This window comes from Pantoea agglomerans NBRC 102470, from assembly GCF_001598475.1.
In the GTDB taxonomy this organism is placed as follows: Bacteria; Pseudomonadota; Gammaproteobacteria; order Enterobacterales; family Enterobacteriaceae; genus Pantoea; species Pantoea agglomerans.
Map to the genome: position 1 here is coordinate 77,178 of NZ_BCZA01000003.1, position 18,746 is coordinate 95,923.

The window sequence follows — 18,746 nt, forward strand, 5'->3', positions numbered from 1 at the left end:
GAACTGCCGCCAGAGCGGCGGCAGCGGTCGGTCAGAACAGATGCGGTCCATATCCCCACAGCACCACGGTTAATGCCAGTAATACTTCAAATACCAGCACGCCGATGGCCAGCGTTGAACCGGAAAAGCGCAGACTCTCTTCACGGTCGATATTAAGAAACAGTGGAATGCCGATATAGAGCAGATAACCGGTGTAGAGCAGCGCCAGCGCGCCCGCCAGCACGCAGAGCCAGACCAGCGGATAGAGCGCCACCAGCCCGCTGAGAAACAGCGGCGTGGCCACATAGCCCGCAAACACCGTACAGCGCTGTACGCCGGGGCGCTGCGGATAATCACGTGCCATCCAGTGAATCACGCGTCCCATTACCGCGACGCCACCCAGAATAATCAGATAGAACAGAATGCCAAGCCCAATCCCGGTCAACAGGTTGAGTTGCACATATTGCCCCTCGCCCAGATTCCAGCCCAGCTGAGTTGTGCCGATAAAGGCGCAGATCACCGGAATCGCCGCCATCAGCAGAACATGGTGGGTGTAATGGTGCGATACGCTCTCATTCTCTTGCTTGATATGACGCATTTCCTGATTCGGATGCGCCAGCAGACCCCAGACATGATTCATAGATTCACTCCTCTGATGCAGTGGGCCGCCCGATGATGCATCCGTCTTTGGGGGCAGCGTCCTCTCAAGTATAAACGGCAGCGAAACTTTCGTGGTGATCGGACAAAAAAACAGCATAAATAAACGGACCCATGAGGCACGGGCGGAAGCGAAGCCAAATCGCGTATAGACTTGAAGAAACAGTCACTGAACAGGGAGGGTCATTTTGCATCTGGATATCAACGCATTAATTACGCAGTACGGTTATCTGGCACTTTTTATTGGCTGTATCGCCGAGGGGGAAACATTTACGTTGCTGGGCGGCGTCGCCGCGCATGAAGGGCTGCTGCATTATGTGGGGGTGGTGCTGGCCGCGATGGGTGGCGGTATTGTCGGCGATCAACTGCTCTACTGGGTCGGTCGCCGCTGGGGCACGCAGATCCTGCACCGCTTTAAAAAGCATCAGGATAAAGTGGTCAAGGCGAACCGCCTGATTAAACGCCGTCCCAGCCTGTTTGTGATTGGCGTGCGCTTTATGTATGGTTTTCGACTGATTGGCCCAATCATCATCGGGGCCAGCCGCCTTAATCCGATGAAATTTTTTATTCTTAACGTCATCGGGGCGGCCATCTGGGCGCTGATCTTTGTCACCCTGGGCTATTTTGCGGGCGGCATCATCGCGCCATGGCTGCATAAACTCGACCAGCATCTGAAGCATCTGCTGTGGCTGGTCGGCGCAGTGGTATTCGCCTTTGCGCTGCGCTGGGTGATCCGCCGCTGGCACAATCGTCGTGCCGATCAGGAATAAATGAACCACGGATTCGCCAGCAGACGCCACCGGCTATGAGAGTGAGCTGACCGGTGGTACAGGTCGCCGACGCTGAGTAGCGCCTGGCGACCCTGCTGACGATTTCCCATGTCTCACCCGCCCTCACCCCTTCCCTGCCTCATTCAACCGTACGTTAACCATCTGTGCCCAAACGAAGCCGCATCAGATGGCTCAGCTATAGTTAGGATGGACACTGACAGGGAGATGAGGATGAGTAAGGTAAAACGTAAGATTGAAGACCATGGCGTGATCGGAGATTTGCGCACCTGCGCACTGGTCGCGAATGATGGCACCATTGATTATCTCTGCTGGCCGGAACTCGACAGCCCGTCGGTCTTTGCCGCCCTGCTCGACAGCGATGATGCCGGGCTTTTCTCCCTGGCCCCTGACTGGCCCAATGCGCGACGTCAGCAGCTCTACCTGCCCGATACCAACATCCTGCAGACCCGCTGGCTGGATGATGAAGGCGTGGCGGAGATCACCGACTACATGCCGATTTGTGATGACAAGGACAAGCTGCCGCGTCTGATCCGGCGGGTCAAAATGGTACGCGGCAGCGCGACCTTTAGCCTGCGCTGTTCACCGCGCCACGACTATGCCCGGGCGCAGACCCGCGCAGAGGCGCACAACGGCTGTATCGATTTTCATGCCGAAGGCCAGCCGTCGCTGCGCCTCGCCGCCAGCGTGGTGATGACGCTGGAGGATGAGAGCGCGACCGCCCTCTTCACGTTACAACCCGGTGAACATGCGCAGTTTGAATTTGGCAGCGTGGATGATGCGCATATCGAAGCGTTGACCACCGAACACTGCTTTGAAGAGACGCTGAACTACTGGCGACGCTGGAGCGCCCACAGTAACTATCAGGGACGCTGGCGCGAAATGGTGCAGCGTTCGGCGCTGGTCCTCAAACTGCTGACTTCGCATCAGCATGGCTCTATTGCGGCGGCAGCGACCTTTGGCCTGCCCGAAGAGCTGGGCGGTGAACGCAACTGGGACTATCGCGCCTCCTGGATCCGTGACGCCTCGTTCAGCATGTATGCCCTGATGCGGCTGGGCTATATCGATGAAGCCAAACACTTTACCCACTGGGTTGGTCGCTGCGTTGAAAACAGCCATCACGATGAGATGCGCCTGCAGGTCATGTACCGGCTGGACAGCGGCACCGAACTGCACGAGATGGAGCTGCTGAATCTCTCCGGCTATGCCGACTCCCGTCCGGTGCGCATCGGCAATGACGCCTGGCAGCAGACCCAGCTCGACATCTATGGCGAGCTGATGGATGCGGTCTATCTGGCCAATAAATATGGTGAGGCGATCTCCCAGCGCGGCTGGGAACATGTCGTCAAAATGATCGACTGGCTGTGTGAGAACTGGGATCAGCCCGATGCCGGTATCTGGGAGATGCGCGGTGAACCGGAACATTTCCTGCACTCGCGTCTGATGTGCTGGGTGGCGATGGATCGCGCGCTGCGTCTGGGCATGAAGCGATCGCTGCCGATGCCTTATGAACGCTGGGATCGGGCGCGCCGGGAGATCCGCGAGGATATCTGGGCTAACTTCTGGAACAGTGAGCGGGGTCACTTCTCTTCGACCCGTCATGGCGAACATCTCGACGCCTCAATGCTGCTGATGCCGCTGGTGCGTTTTGTGGGAGCCACCGACCCGGACTGGATTGCCACGCTGGATGCGATCAAAACCAATCTGGTCAGCGACGGTATGGTGCGCCGTTACAATACGCATGAGACGCCCGCCGATGGCCTGAAAGGCTCAGAAGGGTCGTTCGGAGCCTGCTCCTTCTGGTATGTCGAGTGTCTGGCGCGCGCGGGCCGGATTCAGGAAGCGCATTTTGAATTTGAAAAGTTGCTGAGCTACGCCAATCCACTGGGCCTCTACGCGGAGGAGTTTGACAGCCACGGCCATGCGCTGGGCAACACGCCGCAGGCGCTGACCCATCTGGCGTTAATCAGTGCCGCCTTTTTCCTGAACCGCAAACTCAGCGGCGAACAAACGCAGTGGCAACCTTAGTCAGGGATAAGCCCGGAAAGCCCCATTTTTAGCGCCCTGCTTTCGGTAAATGCGCTAACATCCGCGGTGAATTTACGTAAAGTATTGCAGGCAGGTTAAAATCCCGATTCACAACGTCAGATTAATGAACATATAATGCGCAGCAGGTCACATTGGCCAGCATGAATTCGACACACTGAACAGCCTGAAATATGGCGATAAAGAATTGTAAAATATGAAAATCATTCGCGCTTTCGCTTCAATCGCACTGGCTCTGGCGGCCTTCAGCCAGTCAGCCTTTGCTGTGGTTTACCCGTTACCGCCGGCCAACAGCCGTCTGATCGGCGAAAATATCGAAATTACTGTCCCTGAAGACAGCAAACTGCCGCTGGAAGCTTTTGCGGCGCAGTACCAGATGGGCCTCAGCAATATGCTTGAAGCCAATCCGGGCGTTGACGTTTATCTGCCTAAGGCTGGCAGCAAAATGATCATCCCACAGCAGCTGATCCTGCCAGACGCACCGCGTGAAGGCATTGTGATTAACAGCGCGGAGATGCGTCTTTACTACTATCCGAAAGGCAGCAAAACCGTGGTGGTGTTGCCTATTGGTATCGGTGAACTGGGTAAAGATACCCCGATTAACTGGACCACAGCGGTAGAACGTAAAAAAGATGGCCCGACCTGGACACCAACCAAAGGCATGCATGCGGATTACGCGGCGCGCGGTGAAACCCTGCCAGCGGTCTTCCCGCCAGGCCCGGATAACCCGATGGGCCTGTATGCGCTCTATATCGGTCGTCTCTATGCGATTCACGGCACCAACGCCAACTTCGGTATCGGCCTGCGCGTGAGCCATGGTTGTGTGCGTCTGCGCGCTGACGATATCAAATGGCTGTATCAGAACGTGCCGGTCGGCACGCGCGTACAGTTTGTTGATCAGCCGGTAAAAGCGACCGTGGAGCCAGACGGTTCACGGTATGTAGAAGTGCATAACCCGCTGTCGACCACCGAAGAGCAGTTCAACTCGCGTGAGCTGGTGCCGATTACGCTGAATCAGGCGGTGAGCAAAGTTCTGGTTGATGCCAGCGTCAATCAGGATCAGGTTAATGGCGCGATTCAGGGCCGTACCGGTATGCCAGTAAAAGTGAACGGCGTGGAGAACAACATCCAGACTGCGCCAGTTCCGATGCCGGAAAATCCGCAGGCTGTGCCACAGGAAGAGCCAATGACGCCGGTCACCTCTCAGGGCGCAAACAGTGATGCCGCGCAGCCACAGCAGCCGGCCACTGAGCCAGCCGCACCGGCCGCTCCGGTAACACCAGCAGCCCCTGCAGCCGCGGCCAATACCAGCTCGTAATTGCCGTCCTGCTTGCAGAAGCCAGCGCCTGTCGCTGGCTTTTTTATTGCCTGCGTTTCTGCGTTTTTCCCCGCACTCCGCTCAGAATGCCCCGTCCGACGATCATTAATCTGTCATATAAAGCGCGTATCAAACTGCGTTGACCCGGTGCAAATCAGCATCCGGCATCAGCCACCAGAGGTACACCATGAGCGAAAACAGTCTCTCCTCCTCATCAGCCCGAGGTCGCCCCGATTTCAACGGCAAAAATAGCCGTTTCAGTAAACCGCTGTTCTTTATTCTGCTGGTTGCCGGACTGGCGTTCGCCGGTCTCAATCTGGTCAGCGATGTTGAAGAGACCAATATGCCGGTCACCAGCTATCTGCCGTTCTTTCTGCTGGGGCTGGCACTGCTGATTGCGCTCGGCTTTGAGTTCGTGAATGGCTTTCACGATACCGCCAATGCCGTGGCGACCGTGATCTACACCCATTCGCTGACGCCCGGCGTCGCGGTGGTCTGGTCCGGTTTCTGTAACTTTCTGGGTGTGCTGCTCTCCAGCGGCGTGGTGGCGTTTGGCATTATCTCACTGCTGCCGGTGGAGTTGATCCTGCAGGCCAGCAGCGGCAGCGGGTTTGCCATGGTCTATGCGCTGCTCTTCTCAGCGATTATCTGGAACCTGGGCACCTGGTATTTAGGGCTGCCGTCGTCGTCGTCCCATACGCTGATCGGCTCGATCATCGGCGTCGGCGTTGCCAATGCGATGCTGCACGGACGCAGCGGTCTGAGCGGGGTTGACTGGGATCAGGCACTGAAGGTCGGCTATGCACTGCTGCTGTCGCCGGTGGTCGGCTTTGTCTGCGCCGGGCTGCTGCTGTGGGTGATGAAACTGTTTATCCGCAATCGCCAGCTTTATCAGGCGCCAGAAAGCAATCAGCCGCCACCGGTCTGGATCCGCGGCCTGCTGATCCTGACCTGTACCGGCGTGTCGTTTGCGCACGGCTCTAACGATGGTCAGAAAGGAATGGGGCTGATTATGCTGATCCTGGTGGGCACCATGCCGATCGCCTACGCCCTGAACCGATCGCTGCCACCCGATCAGATCCCGCGCGTCGCGGCGCTGAACGAAGTGACCGCCCATCAGCTGCTGCAACTGCAACCCGCTTCGGCGAACCCTCCTCCGGCCCGTGAGGTACTGACCGGCTTTGTTGGCAGCAACAGCATGAATCCCGACGTGCTGCCCGCGCTGGCGATGACGCTGCGCGAAGTCGGCGATGAGATTCGTCGTTACGGTTCAATGGAAAACATTCCAGCCCAGGCGGTGACCAATACCCGCAACCAGATGTATCTGGCGTCAGAATCGATCAAGCATCTGCAGAGCGCCGAGGTCAGACTGCCGCAGGAGACGGAACGCAACCTTAAGGCAGTGAAAACGGAACTCGACAGCGCCACCCGTTTTATTCCGATGTGGGTGAAAGTGGTGGTGGCGATTGCGCTGGGACTGGGCACCATGGTCGGCTGGCGCCGGATTGTGGTCACAGTGGGAGAACGGATCGGTAAAACCCATCTGAGCTATGCTCAGGGCGCCAGCGCCGAACTGGTGGCGATGATGACCATTGGCGCGGCAGACGGTTTCGGTTTACCGGTTTCCACCACTCACGTGCTCTCATCCGGCGTAGCGGGCACTATGGCGGCGAACCGTTCCGGCTTGCAGCTCTCGACGCTGCGTAACCTGGCCGTCGCCTGGATTTTAACGCTGCCGGTTTCTGTTCTGCTCTCTGCCCTGCTCTACTGGGCGTTCAGCCATTTTTAACGGTCTGCGGCTTATCGTCATTCAGGCGATAAGCCGCTGCTGCCAGTAAAGCCGCAGGGTAATCAGCAGCGCTCCCAGCACCATCAACGCCGCCGCCAGATAGACTGACTGCATCCCCCAGTGTCCGATAAGCAATCCCGCCACCGGGCCGGTTAAGCCCAGGCCCAGATCGAGAAAAGCGGAATAGGTGCCCAGCGCAGAGCCCTGATCCTGGCGCTCAACCCGTTTAACCGCCTCAACGCCCAGCGCCGGAAAGACCAGCGAAAATCCGCTGCCGGTGAGGAATGCGCCCGCCCCTACCAGCCAGGCGCTGTCCGCCTGCCAGATAATCAGCAGTCCCAGGCATTCCAGCAGGAATGAGAAGAGCGACACGCGCAGCCCGCCGAAACGGGTAATAAAGCGACCAAACCCCAGACGCACCAGCACAAACCCCAGGCTGAACAGCGTCAGCGCATAGGCCGCGCCCTGCCAGTCGCGGCTGGCAAAATAGAGGGTGATAAAGGTGGCGATAACGCCAAAACCGATGGTGCCGAAGCCCAGCGCCAGGCCATAGAGCCAGACGCGGGAGAAGACGCGGTGAAACGGAATGCGCTCGCCCACACTGACCGTCACCGCCGCTTTGCGGCTGGCCATCAGATAGCCCGCCACGCCCATCAGCGCAATCAGCCCGGCAAATCCACTCATACCAAATTCACTGTTCAGCAGCACACCCAGCGGTGCACCGACGGCCATTGCCAGATAGGTCGCAACACCGTTCCAGGAGATCACGCGCGCGGTCTGCATTGGCCCGACGATGTTCATACCCCACAGGGTAGAGCCGGTGCTGCTGAAGCTTTCACCCACGCCGAGAAACAGCCGCCCGATGGCCAGCAGCGCCAGACTCAGCCACGGCCAGCCGCTCAGCAGTGCGGCTACGATAGTTAGCACCCCGCTCATACCGCAGCAGAGCAGTCCCAGCATCACCACCCGCTTTGGCCCAAGGCGATCGGCCAGACGGCCCGACTGCGGACGGCTGAGCAGTGTTGCAAAATATTGAATGCTGATAATCAGTCCGGCGATAAAGGAGCTGAAGCCAAGATGATTTTTGACGAAGCCTGGCAGCACGGCCAGCGGCAGTCCGACAGAGAGATAGCAGAAGAAGGTGAAGATAATAACGGAGAGGATTCGTTTGTTGAGCTGGCTGTTGCTCAACACAGCGGAGTCAGACATAGCAGGCAAGGGGTCCAGGAAATTTTTCCCACTATACCGTCAGGCCGCTAAAGGGTCGCCTGATTTTTTATCACAAACCATGAACATGCGCGTGACGATCAATCGCCTGTGCAATGTCGCCCGACGATTTTAACGCACGGATTTCGCTGAATAAGCCATCGGCTTCGCCATAGGCTTTACGCAGATAACCGAGCCACTGTTTGATACGCGCCACGTGGTAGAGGCCGGTATCGCCCTGCTTTTCCAGCCGGCTGTATTTCTGTAATAACCGCACCACATCAGGCCAGGCCATCGGCGGTTCGTTATATTTCACTACCCGGCTCAGGTTGGGGATGTTCAGTGCGCCACGGCCAATCATCACCGCATCGCAGCCGGTTACCGCCATACAGTGTTGCGCGCTTTGCCAGTCCCAGATTTCGCCATTGGCAATCACCGGAATGCGCAGCCGCTGACGAATGTCGCCAATCGCCTGCCAGTTGATCGCCTCTGCGCGATAGCCCTCTTCTTTGGTCCGCCCATGCACCACCAGCTCGCTGGCACCGGCCTGTTGCACCGCATCGGCAATCTCCAGACTGCGGGCGCTGGAGTCCCAGCCGAGCCGCACTTTCACCGTTACGGGCAAATCTGCAGGCACCGCTTCACGCATCGCTTTCGCGCCGCGATAGATCAGATCGGGATCTTTAAGAAGAGTTGCGCCGCCTCCGCTGCCGTTGACCAGTTTAGAAGGACAACCACAGTTGAGATCCACACCCCATGAGCCCAGTTCCACCGCACGTGCGGCGTTTTCGGCTAACCATTCGGGATGCTGCCCCAGCAGCTGCATACGCACCCGCGTGCCGGAAGGCGTGCGGCTGGCGTTATGCAGTTCGGGGCAGAGACGGTAGAAAGATTTTACCGGCAGCAGTTGATCGACCACGCGCAAAAACTCAGTGATGCAGAGATCGTAGTCGTTTACTTCCGATAACAGCTGGCGCACCAGTGAATCCAGCACGCCCTCCATCGGTGCCAGTAAAACCCTCATACTCAGACGTTTCCGGTACGCTTCGCTGCTGCCGGACGACGCGGACGGGCTGCGGGCCTATCGCCCTGAGGAGCGGCCTGGCTCTGACGACGCGCCTGAGGACGCTTTTCGCCGGATGAAGATGAGCGCGATGCGCCTGCACGCTGTCCGCCCTGGCTGCGACCACGGCCGCCGCCACCGCCACCTGCACCGCCGCGAGACTGCTGCTGACGACCGTTGATGATCGGCTCCGCTTTGATGCTCGGATCGGGTTCATAACCTTCAACGGCCAGACGCGGGATTTCACGCTTCAGCAGACGTTCGATATCACGCAGCAGTTTATGCTCATCGACGCAGACCAGTGACAGGGCGACACCGGTCGCCGCCGCACGGCCGGTACGGCCAATACGGTGAACGTAATCTTCGGCGACGTTAGGCAGCTCATAGTTCACGACGTGTGGCAGCTCTTCGATATCCAGGCCACGGGCCGCGATATCGGTGGCAACCAGGACGCGAATTCCGCCTGACTTAAAGTCGGCCAGCGCGCGGGTACGTGCACCCTGGCTCTTGTTGCCGTGGATCGCGGCGGCGGAGATGCCATCTTTGCCCAGCTGCTCGGCAAGGTGGTTCGCGCCGTGTTTGGTCCGGGTGAAGACCAGCACCTGCTGCCAGTTGCCTTCGCCAATCAGCTGAGACAACAATTCACGCTTACGCTTCTTATCAACGAAAGCCACCTGCTGCGCGACCTGCTCGGAGGCGGTGTTGCGGCGAGCCACTTCAATCATTTCCGGGTTGGTCAGCAGTTTCTCAGCCAGGCCTTTGATCTCATCAGAGAAGGTGGCAGAGAACAGCAGGTTCTGACGTTTAGCCGGCAGACGCGCCAGTACGCGACGGATGTCGTGGATAAAGCCCATATCCAGCATACGGTCCGCTTCATCCAGCACCAGAATTTCGACCTGTGACAGGTCAACCGCATTCTGTTGTGCCAGATCCAGCAGGCGTCCAGGCGTTGCCACCAGGATATCGACGCCGCCACGCAGTTTTACCATCTGTGGATTGATGCTGACGCCACCAAACACCACCATGGAACGCAGCGAGAGATATTTGCTGTAGTCGCTGACGTTTTCGCCGACCTGCGCCGCGAGCTCACGGGTTGGGGTCAGGATCAGGGCGCGCACCGGGCGACGACCGCGGATGGGCGTGGCAGTGGCAGAGAGTTTTTGTAACATCGGTAAGGTAAAGCCGGCTGTTTTGCCGGTGCCGGTCTGGGCGCTCGCCAGCAGATCGCGGCCTGCCAGCACAACAGGAATCGCCTGGCGCTGGATAGGTGTGGGTTCGCTGTAGCCTTGTTCGGCGACCGCGCGCAAAATATCGGCACTCAGGCCGAGAGAGTCAAAAGACATTAAGTGATTTACTCCGGTCCGCTCTGACCGTGATTCACGGTGTAGTTTTCAGAGGGATAGTGACGCCAGCCAGGGCTGACGCGTGAAAAGGGCGCAAACTACGATGCGTAAGCGGGCGAGTGTAACAGCTTTAAGAGAAGTGTGCGAGATAGCTCACATTTCCTGACACAACTTAACCGCCTGAAAACAGGAAGGCCACCTTCCGGTGGCCTTCAACTTAACTACGTTTGTTTTCGATTCGTCGCGGTGGCTCTTTCACCAGCAGCGAGACCAGCGCCGGACCCAGCAACATCACTACGCCGAGACACGCCAGCAGCAGGTTGTTGTGGTAAATCCGCGACACCAGGAACAGTGTCATCATGGCGGCGCCAAAGTAGTAAGTGGTGGTCGCTTCTTCAAGATAATCGCCGAGAGTACGTAAACGGGCAATGCGCTGTGTCACCAGCATGGCAACAAAAACCAGTGCGTACATCGCCACCAGCGTACTGCAGACATCAACCAGCGCTTTGTGCTTCCAGCCCCAGATCAGTGCAGCGATCACCAGCAGATGCATAGCAATATGCAACAACGTTTGACCCGTGATAATTTGAATACGATTAGACCATTTCATTCAGTTCTCCTGGCAGACCCAACAGGTCGCCCAAGTGCTACCGGCACAAGCCGGAAACGATTTCCTCAATGTAAAACAATTTTCGGATAACGCCCTAATTTTCGCCCTCTTTCACCACCCATTTGTGACAAAGACTACACTTTGATTCTATTGATGATGAAAAGGAGTGCGTCGCGAGTATGCCACAAAACAAGCAAGGATTTTCAATAAAAGTCCTGACGATCAATACACATAAGGGTTTCGCCCCTTTCAATCGCCGCTTCATCCTGCCCGAATTACGCGACGCCGTTCGCGCGACGGAGGCGGATGTGGTCTTTCTGCAGGAGGTGATGGGCACGCATGCCATCCACTCCCTTAACCATGAGGAGTGGCCCGATTCTCCTCATTATGAGTTTCTGGCCGACACCATATGGAACGATTTCGCCTATGGGCGTAATGCGGTCTATCCGGAGGGGCATCACGGCAATGCGGTGCTGTCTCGCTTCCCGATCGCCGACTATGAGAACCGGGATATCTCGGTGGCGGGCAGTGAAAACCGCGGTATGCTGCACTGCCAGATCGCCCTGCCCGAGCCGCACGGCACGCTGCATGTCATCTGCGTTCATCTGGGTCTGAAAGTGGCCCATCGTCACGCGCAGATGAAGAAAATATGTGAAATGGTTAACTCACTGCCGCCCGACGCGCCGGTGGTGGTGGCGGGCGATTTCAACGACTGGCAGCGACGCGCTAACTCCATTCTGAAACATGGCGCAGGCCTGAAAGAGGTATTCAGCATGAAAACCGGACGCCCGGCGCGCACCTTCCCGGCGCGCTTCCCGATCCTGCGGCTTGACCGCATCTATGTCCGCAACGCCACCGTCAGTCATCCGTGGGCGCTGCCGCGTAAGCCCTGGTCCCATCTTTCCGACCATGCGCCGCTGGCGGTGGAGATTCACCTATGAATTTTAGCTGGCAGGAAGGCAACCGGCTGCTGTTGCTGGAAAATGGCGAAGCGTTTTTCCCGCGGGTCTTTGGCGCGATCCAGCGGGCGGAACGTACGGTATTAATCGAAACCTTTATTCTGTTTGAGGATGACGTGGGCAACGCACTGCACCGCGAACTGCTGGCGGCAGCCCAGCGCGGCGTGCGGGTCGAAGTGATGGTCGATGGTTATGGCTCTGCCGAACTCTCCGACAAATTTGTTAACAGCCTGACCAGCGCTGGCGTGCGTTTCATCTATTACGATCCGCGTCCGCTGGTGATGGGGATGCGCACCAACGTTTTCCGCCGCCTGCACCGCAAAACCGTGGTGGTGGATGACGTGGTAGCCTTTGTAGGCGGCATTAACTTCTCGGCCGAGCACAACACCGATTATGGCCCGGAAGCCAAACAGGATTATGCGGTGCAGGTCAAAGGCCCGGTGGTGGGCGACATCGCCCGCTATCTGCAACAGGCGATTGGCAGCGAACAGAATACCCGCCGCTGGTGGGGATCGCGCTCTCATCGTCCGGCGGTCAACGCCACGCCCGGCGATGCTCAGGTGCTCTATGTTTATCGCGATAACGACGAGCATCGCGACGACATCGAAGTCCACTACCTGGAGATGCTGCGCGAGGCGAAGCGGGATGTGATTATCGCCAACGCCTACTTCTTCCCGGGTTACCGGCTGCTGCGTGAGATGCGCAACGCCGCGCAGCGTGGCGTCCGGGTGCGACTGATTGTGCAGGGCGAACCGGATATGCCGATTGTGAAAGTGGGCGCGGAGCTGCTCTACAACTATCTGGTCGATGGCGGCGTCGAAGTCTACGAATATATCCGTCGCCCGCTGCACGGCAAGATCGCGGTAAAAGACGACTACTGGGCCACCGTCGGCTCCAGCAATCTCGATCCGCTCAGCCTGTCACTTAACCTTGAAGCCAATCTGATCATCCACGACAGGCCGTTTAACCAGACGCTGCGCGATAACCTGGAAGCGCTGCTGGCCAACGATTGCCAGCGCGTGCAGGAAGATCGGTTACCGCCGCGCAACTGGTGGCAACTGAGTAAAAGCGTGGTGGTATTCCACTTCCTGCGCCATTTCCCGGCCATCGCTGGCTGGCTGCCGGCGCATACGCCGCTGCTGGCCCAGGTGGGTGAGCCGGTACAGCCTGAAATGGAGACGCAGGATCGCGTTGAAACTGATAACCCGGGAGCAAAATCCTGATGGCAAAAAAACATCCACGCTGGCAACTGGCGAAAAAAATCCTCACCGTGCTCTTTTTCATCGCGGTGGTGGTTCTGCTGGTGGTCTATGCCCGCAAAGTGAACTGGGAAGATGTTTATGACGTCATCGTTAACTACAACCGCTTTGTGGTACTGACCGCCGCCGGACTGGTGGTGCTGAGTTACCTGGTGTATGGCTGCTATGACCTGATTGGACGCGCCTACTGCGGCCATAAGCTGGCGAAGCGGCAGGTGATGCTGGTGTCGTTTATCTGTTACGCCTTCAACCTGACGCTGAGCACCTGGGTGGGTGGCGTCGCGATGCGCTACCGGCTCTATTCACGGTTAGGGCTGGATAGCGGCACCATCACCCGCATCTTCTCTCTGAGCATCGCCACTAACTGGCTGGGCTATATCCTGCTGGCGGGCGTGGTATTCAGTGCGGGCATGGTCTCGATCCCCAGCGGCTGGTTTATTGGTGAAACCACCCTGCGGCTGATTGGTGGCGCTCTGCTGGTGCTGGTGGCGGTCTACCTCTGGGCCTGTGCCTTCTCAAAGCAGCGTCGCTGGACGGTAAAAGGCCAGACGCTGCAGCTGCCCTCGCTGCGCATGGCGCTGCTGCAGTTTGCGGTTTCCTGTGCCAACTGGATGGTGATGGGGGCGATTATCTGGCTGCTGCTGGGACGAGACGTCGGTTATCCGATGGTGCTGGGCGTGCTGCTGATCAGCAGTATTGCCGGGGTAATCATTCATATTCCGGCGGGCATTGGCGTACTGGAAGCGGTCTTCCTGGCGTTACTCAGCGGTCAGCACGCCTCGCATGGCACTATCATTGCGGCGCTGCTGGCTTATCGCGTGCTCTACTTTATCCTGCCGCTGCTGTTAGCGCTGGTGCTCTATCTGGGGCTGGAGAGTCGGGCGAAGCATCTGCGTCAGAAGAACGAGCAGAAGTTGCAGAAGTCGTAATAAAAAAGGGGAGGCGCAGACAGTGCGCCTCCCCCGCTACTCCCTCAGGCTTAACGGCGGTTGCCGAAAATCCGCAGCAGCATCAGGAACAGGTTGATAAAGTCGAGATACAGCGTCAGTGCGCCCATAATCGAGTAGCGACGCAGGTTTTCCGTATCGCGGGCATCGATCTGCTCACCGATATTTTTCAGCTTCTGCGTGTCATAGGCCGTTAACCCCACAAACACCACCACCCCGATGTAGGTAATCGCCCACATCAGCGCCGGGCTTTTCAGCCAGAAGTTCACCAGCGACGCCAGCACGATGCCAATCAGCGCCATAAACAGCAGACTGCCAAAACGGCTGAGATCGCGTTTGGTGGTATAGCCGTAGAAGCTCATCGCGCCAAACATCCCCGCCGTGATAAAGAAGGTGCTGGCGATCGAGGAGTTAGTGTAAACCAGGAAGATACTCGCCATGGTCAGGCCGGTCAGCGCCGAATAGAGCATAAACAGCCCGGTTGCCACGGCCCCGCTCAGGCGATGCACCATGCCTGACAGGAAGAAGACCAGCCCCAGCTGCACGATAATCAGCCCGAAGAAGGTGATGCGGTTAGCAAACACCAGCTCCATGATCGCTGGCGTGCGCGCAGCGTACCAGGAGACAAACGCCGTCAGTAACAGACCGCAGGTCATCCAGCCATAGACCTGCGCCATATAGGCTTGTAAACCGCGAGATGCGGATTGAACGATGGAATCATTTCGTGGATATCGGTCCATGATGCACCTCTTGTTAAACGGATTAGGACCGGCTCCACACAGGGAACCGGATGAATAACCTGGTCTGGCAGGCATACGTTGTTTCTGTTTCAGCCCGTTGGGCCAGCGACAGCGCGACACAACCGCCACGGGCCCATACGGCCTTATGAGGATGCGCACAGTTCAGGGCCAGGATAACAATAAAAGTCGCCCGGAACTGGCTCTAAGTGTGGCACAGCTCAGCTCAACTGCGCCACAACATGCCGCTTAACGTCGCGACAGGCACTGCTGATAACGGCTGTCGACACGCTGCGCAAACCACGCCGTGGTGAGATTACGGGTAATTTTCGGGCTTTCCAGCTTGATGCCCGGCAGCATTTCACGCGGTAACTTTCGACCCGCCATTTTATCCGCCAGGGTAAAGACCTGTTTCCAGAGTTCGCTGTCGCTGAACGACGCTTTCTCTCCTTTCTCCAGATCGCGGCGAATGTCGCTGTTGCTCATATCGATCTGTTTCGACAGCGTGCGCACCGCCAGTTCGGTGCCGCCCGCCGCATCCGATCCATAAAGAATCAGATCGCCATCCAGTGCCAGTTTCATGCCGGTGGCGCGCGACACCGCCGCCTGGAAGGCCGCATTGCGGCTGGCATACCAGCCCGCATTGTAGTCGGCAAAGCGGTAGAGCGGCTGGCTGTAGTCAGCCGGATAGCCGAGCAGGTGCATCGTCCCGAAATAGATCCCGCCATGGCGGGTAAAGACTTCACGCCGGATGGTGCCATCGATCGGCCACGGGTAGCCTTTGGCGTGCGCTTCGGCAAACGCAATGCTGACCTGCATCGGCCCGCCGGTGTGGATCGGATTGAGATTACCAAACAGCGTCTGGCCCATCGGCACCATATCGATCAGGTCATCGAAAATAGCGCTCAGCTCTTTCTCACTGCGCACTTTGTCCAGCCGGGCGGCGTAGCTTTCACCGGTAGGCGATTTGATCTGCAGCGCGGTACGCACCAGGAATGCCGGGACGTGCACCTGCGCCGCACGGCGGTTGATCTCGCCCCAGGCGATTTTTGGCAGACCCGGCACGGCGGCCTCGGCGCTGAAGTTGCTCTCCTGATCCGCCACGGCGATCACCGCGCAGAGGTTACTGGCGCTGGGATCGATCTGCTGAGTGCGGAAGGTGGTGTAGATATCGTCGCTCCACGCCGCTTTATTGCTGACGTGCGAGGGCAACAGCCGCTGGATCTGCGCTTTGACATCTTCAGGCTGCCGCACCGGCGCCTCAGGGGTTTTCTTGCTGCTACAACCTGCCAGCACCAGTGCGGCGACCAGTGTCAGACGTTGCAGAATCGGGGTGGATGACATGCCTGTCCTCAGAATGAACCAAAGCTCTACTCTACCATTGCCAGAGTTTCACAGGCAGGCGAGAACTGAACTAAGGTTATCTTTTTTACCGTTAAAGGAACTTACGATGTTTAAACTCTGGCCTGTTGCGGCATTCAGCCTGTTATTAACCGGCTGCGGCGCCAATAATACGCCTGCCCAGGTAAAATCACCGGGCGCACCCACCTCCTCCTCGCTTAAGGTGCTGGAGACCGGCGCCAGCGTGATGCAGTCACGTCCGCCCATCGACGCCATCAACACCTATCTCGACGGATTCCATTTTTATAACGGCGATAAGAACGGTCAGATGGAGGCGCACCACTATGTCACCGTACTGAACGACGATGTGATGCAGGCGGTGATTTACGACGGCAACACGCGCGATGCACGGCTGATGGGCGTGGAGTACATTATCAGCGAACGGCTGTTTAACACCCTGCCGCCCGAAGAAAAGAAGCTCTGGCACAGCCATCAGTATGAGGTGAAATCGGGCACGCTGATTGCACCAGGCTTACCGGAAGCCGCCGACCACGCCCTGATGAAGCGCATTGTGAACACCTACGGGAAAACCTGGCACACCTGGCACACCGATCGCGACAAAACGCTGCCGATCGGCATTCCGGCGCTGATGATGGGCTTTACGGAGGATGGTCAGATGGACTCGCGACTGCTGGCGGACCGCGATCGTCGTTTTGACGTCGACAGCAAAAAGATCCGCGCCCAGCGTGCGGATATCGTGGCGCATCCTGCCGCAGCAGGGGCCAATGCCTGGCAACAGGGCCAGGTCATTCAGCTGAAGCGCACCGCCGGCGGCGGCGAACACAGCCACGGTCAGACCGGTTTTGGTCCGGCTGAGCAGCTAAAGCAGCCTTAATCCCGCCCTAAGCGTCGTGATGTCCGGGGATGCGGGCAGCGGCGTGTCTGCGGTTAACGGCTCAGCGGGCGCAGACACTTCTGCCCGCTAAGCCGTTAACGTAGCTTAGTCCCAGCGCTGAGCCGCCTGGTGGTCGCTGTCGCGGGCATCCACCCAGCGATCGCCCTGCTCTGTCGCTTCGCGCTTCCAGAACGGCGCGCGGGTTTTCAGGTAATCCATGATGAACTCTGCAGCGGAAAAGGCGCTGCCACGATGGGCGCTGGTCACGCCCACCAGCACGATTTCATCGCCGGGAAACAGTTCGCCCACGCGATGGATCACCGTGACGCGCTGAAGCGGCCAGCGTTCGCGCGCCGCATCAACAATCTCCTGCAGCGCTTTTTCGGTCATGCCGGGATAGTGCTCCAGCGTCAGTGCCGCGACGTCGTTGCCCAGATTGTGGTTACGGACTTTGCCGGTAAAGGTCACTACAGCACCATCTTCATCACAGGCCGCCAGCCAGCGATACGCTTCCGCCATATCAAAGGGCGCGGGACCGACGCGAATCTGCGTTTCCATCTTAGCCTCCGGTCACGGGCGGGAAAAAGGCCACTTCATCACCGGCGTGCAGCGGATGACTCATCGGCACCAGCGTCTGATTCACCGCCGCCAGCAGCTTGCCCGACTCGAGCGCCAGCGCCCAGCGGTCATCGCGATCTGCCAGCGCACTGCGCAGCGCGGCCACATCCGGATAATCAGCACCGACCTCAAGCGATGAGGTGCCGATCAGCTCACGGACCTGGGCGAAAAACAGCACCTTAATCATGCGCGACCGCCTGGAAATCGCCGCTTTTGCCACCGCTCTTGCTGATTAACCGCAGCTGATCGATAACGATATCTTTCTGCACCGCTTTGCACATGTCGTAGATGGTGAGCGCGGCAACCGACGCGGCCGTCAGCGCTTCCATCTCCACGCCGGTTTTGCCGGTCAGGCGACAGAGCGTGGTGATGCGGACCCGGCTGTGGTCCGGTTCAGCCTCCAGGTTCACTTCCACTTTGCTCAGCATCAGCGGATGACAGAGCGGAATCAGTTCCCAGGTGCGTTTCGCCGCCTGAATACCGGCGATGCGCGCGGTGGCAAAGACATCCCCTTTGTGGTGGCTGCCTTCGATAATCATCTGCAGCGTTTCCGGCTGCATCAGCACCAGCACTTCTGCCCGCGCTTCGCGCACGGTTTCCGCCTTGGCGGAGACATCCACCATGTGCGCTTCGCCCGCGGCGTTAATGTGTGTGAGTTGAGACATACTTACCGTTTCTTGAGATGTGAGACAAAATTACAGGGCGCGGTGCGCGCATCAAGCTGGTCAGCGATAATGCGTTCCCAGGCGGTGCGGCAGGCGCTGGTGGAACCCGGCACGGCCAGGATCAGCGTCTGATTAGCCAGACCGGCAATCGCGCGCGACTGCAATGTCGAACCGCCAATCTCTTCATAGGAGATCATCCGGAACAGTTCGCCAAATCCATCAATCTCGCGGTCAAACAGCGGCAGCAGCGCTTCCGGCGTGCTGTTTTTCAGGTTAAAGCCAGTTCCGCCATTAATAATCACGACCTGAACATCTTCACTGGCGATCCAGCGCGACACGGTGGCGCGAATACGATAGAGATTATCCGGCACGATGGCGTGATCGACCACCTCATGCCCCGCTTCGGCTGCGGCTTCGCGCAGATAGTCGCCGGAGGTATCGTCACTGGCATCGCGACGATCTGACACGGTCATCACCGCAATCTGCACTGCCTGAAATTCGCTGGCTGGTTTACCCATACTGCCTC

19 protein-coding genes are annotated in these 18,746 nt (G+C 58.2%); 8 read left to right on the forward strand and 11 right to left on the reverse strand.

Annotated elements, in window-relative coordinates; genetic code table 11:
* Nucleotides 1–31: 31 nt before the first annotated feature.
* Nucleotides 32–619, reverse strand: a complete 588-nt coding sequence (locus PAG01S_RS06475) for a Yip1 family protein (protein WP_010260296.1) — start codon at nucleotides 617–619, stop codon at nucleotides 32–34.
* A 205-nt stretch (nucleotides 620–824) separates the two neighbouring features.
* Here PAG01S_RS06475 and PAG01S_RS06480 point away from each other — a divergent pair, with 205 nt between their 5' ends.
* The 4 genes from PAG01S_RS06480 (at nucleotide 825) to PAG01S_RS06495 (ending at nucleotide 6,577) form a co-directional block, all read left to right on the forward strand.
* A complete protein-coding gene (locus tag PAG01S_RS06480) occupies nucleotides 825–1,406 on the forward strand; it encodes a DedA family protein (RefSeq protein ID WP_062758118.1) in 582 nt (193 codons plus the stop codon).
* Nucleotides 1,407–1,637: 231 nt separating this feature from the next.
* Nucleotides 1,638–3,452 carry a glycoside hydrolase family 15 protein gene (locus PAG01S_RS06485; RefSeq protein ID WP_052270826.1) on the forward strand — a complete coding sequence of 605 codons (1,815 nt, stop codon included), beginning with the start codon at nucleotides 1,638–1,640 and terminating at the stop codon, nucleotides 3,450–3,452.
* Between the two features lie 214 nt (nucleotides 3,453–3,666).
* Complete coding sequence (locus PAG01S_RS06490) at nucleotides 3,667–4,788, forward strand: L,D-transpeptidase family protein (RefSeq protein ID WP_010260287.1); 1,122 nt, start codon at nucleotides 3,667–3,669, stop codon at nucleotides 4,786–4,788.
* A 187-nt stretch (nucleotides 4,789–4,975) separates the two neighbouring features.
* Nucleotides 4,976–6,577, forward strand: coding sequence for an inorganic phosphate transporter (locus PAG01S_RS06495; protein WP_062758120.1), 1,602 nt, complete (start codon nucleotides 4,976–4,978; stop codon nucleotides 6,575–6,577).
* Between the two features lie 21 nt (nucleotides 6,578–6,598).
* On the opposite strand, the gene PAG01S_RS06500 is transcribed toward PAG01S_RS06495, so the two are convergent.
* From PAG01S_RS06500 to PAG01S_RS06515, 4 genes are all read right to left on the reverse strand, one after another.
* Nucleotides 6,599–7,786 carry an MFS transporter gene (locus PAG01S_RS06500; RefSeq protein WP_033766739.1) on the reverse strand — a complete coding sequence of 396 codons (1,188 nt, stop codon included), beginning with the start codon at nucleotides 7,784–7,786 and terminating at the stop codon, nucleotides 6,599–6,601.
* A gap of 70 nt (nucleotides 7,787–7,856) precedes the next feature.
* Nucleotides 7,857–8,807, reverse strand: coding sequence for a tRNA dihydrouridine(16) synthase DusC (dusC, locus tag PAG01S_RS06505; protein WP_033771193.1), 951 nt, complete (start codon nucleotides 8,805–8,807; stop codon nucleotides 7,857–7,859).
* A gap of 2 nt (nucleotides 8,808–8,809) precedes the next feature.
* Complete coding sequence (gene rhlE, locus PAG01S_RS06510) at nucleotides 8,810–10,189, reverse strand: ATP-dependent RNA helicase RhlE (RefSeq protein ID WP_062758122.1); 1,380 nt, start codon at nucleotides 10,187–10,189, stop codon at nucleotides 8,810–8,812.
* Nucleotides 10,190–10,406: 217 nt separating this feature from the next.
* Nucleotides 10,407–10,799, reverse strand: coding sequence for a YbhQ family protein (locus PAG01S_RS06515; protein ID WP_010669681.1), 393 nt, complete (start codon nucleotides 10,797–10,799; stop codon nucleotides 10,407–10,409).
* Nucleotides 10,800–10,978: 179 nt separating this feature from the next.
* Here PAG01S_RS06515 and PAG01S_RS06520 point away from each other — a divergent pair, with 179 nt between their 5' ends.
* From PAG01S_RS06520 to PAG01S_RS06530, 3 genes are read left to right on the forward strand one after another with little or no spacing between them, the layout of a single operon-like run.
* A complete protein-coding gene (locus PAG01S_RS06520; RefSeq protein WP_022626009.1) occupies nucleotides 10,979–11,740 on the forward strand; it encodes an endonuclease/exonuclease/phosphatase family protein in 762 nt (253 codons plus the stop codon).
* Nucleotides 11,737–12,981, forward strand: a complete 1,245-nt coding sequence (gene clsB, locus PAG01S_RS06525; RefSeq protein ID WP_010260263.1) for a cardiolipin synthase ClsB — start codon at nucleotides 11,737–11,739, stop codon at nucleotides 12,979–12,981. The genes PAG01S_RS06520 and clsB overlap by 4 nt, the downstream gene beginning before the upstream one ends.
* Nucleotides 12,981–13,946 (forward strand): lysylphosphatidylglycerol synthase domain-containing protein, encoded by a 966-nt coding sequence (locus PAG01S_RS06530; protein ID WP_033757029.1) that lies wholly within the window; start codon nucleotides 12,981–12,983, stop codon nucleotides 13,944–13,946. Before clsB ends, PAG01S_RS06530 begins: the two co-directional genes overlap by 1 nt.
* A 50-nt stretch (nucleotides 13,947–13,996) precedes the next feature.
* Here the strand turns inward: PAG01S_RS06530 and PAG01S_RS06535 are convergent, their stop codons facing one another.
* Together PAG01S_RS06535 and PAG01S_RS06540 are read right to left on the reverse strand one after the other, a co-directional pair.
* Nucleotides 13,997–14,704: a Bax inhibitor-1/YccA family protein gene (locus tag PAG01S_RS06535; protein ID WP_010260256.1), complete on the reverse strand. Its 708-nt coding sequence runs from the start codon at nucleotides 14,702–14,704 to the stop codon at nucleotides 13,997–13,999.
* A gap of 246 nt (nucleotides 14,705–14,950) precedes the next feature.
* Nucleotides 14,951–16,045 carry a DUF1615 domain-containing protein gene (locus tag PAG01S_RS06540; RefSeq protein WP_010669679.1) on the reverse strand — a complete coding sequence of 365 codons (1,095 nt, stop codon included), beginning with the start codon at nucleotides 16,043–16,045 and terminating at the stop codon, nucleotides 14,951–14,953.
* 106 nt (nucleotides 16,046–16,151) lie between these two features.
* Between PAG01S_RS06540 and PAG01S_RS06545 the strand changes: the two genes are divergently transcribed.
* On the forward strand, nucleotides 16,152–16,937 hold the full coding sequence (locus tag PAG01S_RS06545) for an OBAP family protein (protein ID WP_010260249.1): 786 nt from the start codon (nucleotides 16,152–16,154) through the stop codon (nucleotides 16,935–16,937).
* 105 nt (nucleotides 16,938–17,042) lie between these two features.
* On the opposite strand, the gene moaE is transcribed toward PAG01S_RS06545, so the two are convergent.
* Genes moaE through moaB form a run of 4 tightly spaced genes read right to left on the reverse strand, consistent with a single transcriptional unit; the run spans nucleotide 17,043 to nucleotide 18,738 of the window.
* Nucleotides 17,043–17,495 carry a molybdopterin synthase catalytic subunit MoaE gene (gene moaE, locus PAG01S_RS06550; protein WP_010260246.1) on the reverse strand — a complete coding sequence of 151 codons (453 nt, stop codon included), beginning with the start codon at nucleotides 17,493–17,495 and terminating at the stop codon, nucleotides 17,043–17,045.
* Between the two features lies 1 nt (nucleotide 17,496).
* Nucleotides 17,497–17,742, reverse strand: coding sequence for a molybdopterin synthase sulfur carrier subunit (moaD, locus tag PAG01S_RS06555; RefSeq protein WP_010260243.1), 246 nt, complete (start codon nucleotides 17,740–17,742; stop codon nucleotides 17,497–17,499).
* Nucleotides 17,735–18,220 (reverse strand): cyclic pyranopterin monophosphate synthase MoaC, encoded by a 486-nt coding sequence (gene moaC / locus PAG01S_RS06560; RefSeq protein ID WP_010260240.1) that lies wholly within the window; start codon nucleotides 18,218–18,220, stop codon nucleotides 17,735–17,737. Before moaC ends, moaD begins: the two co-directional genes overlap by 8 nt.
* 2 nt (nucleotides 18,221–18,222) lie before the next feature.
* Entirely contained in the window at nucleotides 18,223–18,738 is a 516-nt protein-coding gene (gene moaB / locus PAG01S_RS06565; RefSeq protein ID WP_022626013.1) for a molybdenum cofactor biosynthesis protein B, read from the reverse strand.
* Between the last annotated feature and the right edge of the window lie 8 nt (nucleotides 18,739–18,746).

Bases quoted from the DNA above. Each gene is read 5' to 3' on its own strand.
- PAG01S_RS06475 (WP_010260296.1), bottom strand. From the start codon at position 619: ATGAATCATGTCTGGGGTCTGCTGGCGCATCCGAATCAGGAAATGCGT.
- PAG01S_RS06485 (WP_052270826.1), top strand. From the start codon at position 1,638: ATGAGTAAGGTAAAACGTAAGATTGAAGACCATGGCGTGATCGGAGAT.
- PAG01S_RS06490 (WP_010260287.1), top strand. From the start codon at position 3,667: ATGAAAATCATTCGCGCTTTCGCTTCAATCGCACTGGCTCTGGCGGCC.
- PAG01S_RS06495 (WP_062758120.1), top strand. From the start codon at position 4,976: ATGAGCGAAAACAGTCTCTCCTCCTCATCAGCCCGAGGTCGCCCCGAT.
- PAG01S_RS06500 (WP_033766739.1), bottom strand. From the start codon at position 7,786: ATGTCTGACTCCGCTGTGTTGAGCAACAGCCAGCTCAACAAACGAATC.
- dusC (WP_033771193.1), bottom strand. From the start codon at position 8,807: ATGAGGGTTTTACTGGCACCGATGGAGGGCGTGCTGGATTCACTGGTG.
- rhlE (WP_062758122.1), bottom strand. From the start codon at position 10,189: ATGTCTTTTGACTCTCTCGGCCTGAGTGCCGATATTTTGCGCGCGGTC.
- PAG01S_RS06515 (WP_010669681.1), bottom strand. From the start codon at position 10,799: ATGAAATGGTCTAATCGTATTCAAATTATCACGGGTCAAACGTTGTTG.
- PAG01S_RS06520 (WP_022626009.1), top strand. From the start codon at position 10,979: ATGCCACAAAACAAGCAAGGATTTTCAATAAAAGTCCTGACGATCAAT.
- clsB (WP_010260263.1), top strand. From the start codon at position 11,737: ATGAATTTTAGCTGGCAGGAAGGCAACCGGCTGCTGTTGCTGGAAAAT.
- PAG01S_RS06530 (WP_033757029.1), top strand. From the start codon at position 12,981: ATGGCAAAAAAACATCCACGCTGGCAACTGGCGAAAAAAATCCTCACC.
- PAG01S_RS06535 (WP_010260256.1), bottom strand. From the start codon at position 14,704: ATGGACCGATATCCACGAAATGATTCCATCGTTCAATCCGCATCTCGC.
- PAG01S_RS06540 (WP_010669679.1), bottom strand. From the start codon at position 16,045: ATGTCATCCACCCCGATTCTGCAACGTCTGACACTGGTCGCCGCACTG.
- PAG01S_RS06545 (WP_010260249.1), top strand. From the start codon at position 16,152: ATGTTTAAACTCTGGCCTGTTGCGGCATTCAGCCTGTTATTAACCGGC.
- moaE (WP_010260246.1), bottom strand. From the start codon at position 17,495: ATGGAAACGCAGATTCGCGTCGGTCCCGCGCCCTTTGATATGGCGGAA.
- moaD (WP_010260243.1), bottom strand. From the start codon at position 17,742: ATGATTAAGGTGCTGTTTTTCGCCCAGGTCCGTGAGCTGATCGGCACC.
- moaC (WP_010260240.1), bottom strand. From the start codon at position 18,220: ATGTCTCAACTCACACACATTAACGCCGCGGGCGAAGCGCACATGGTG.
- moaB (WP_022626013.1), bottom strand. From the start codon at position 18,738: ATGGGTAAACCAGCCAGCGAATTTCAGGCAGTGCAGATTGCGGTGATG.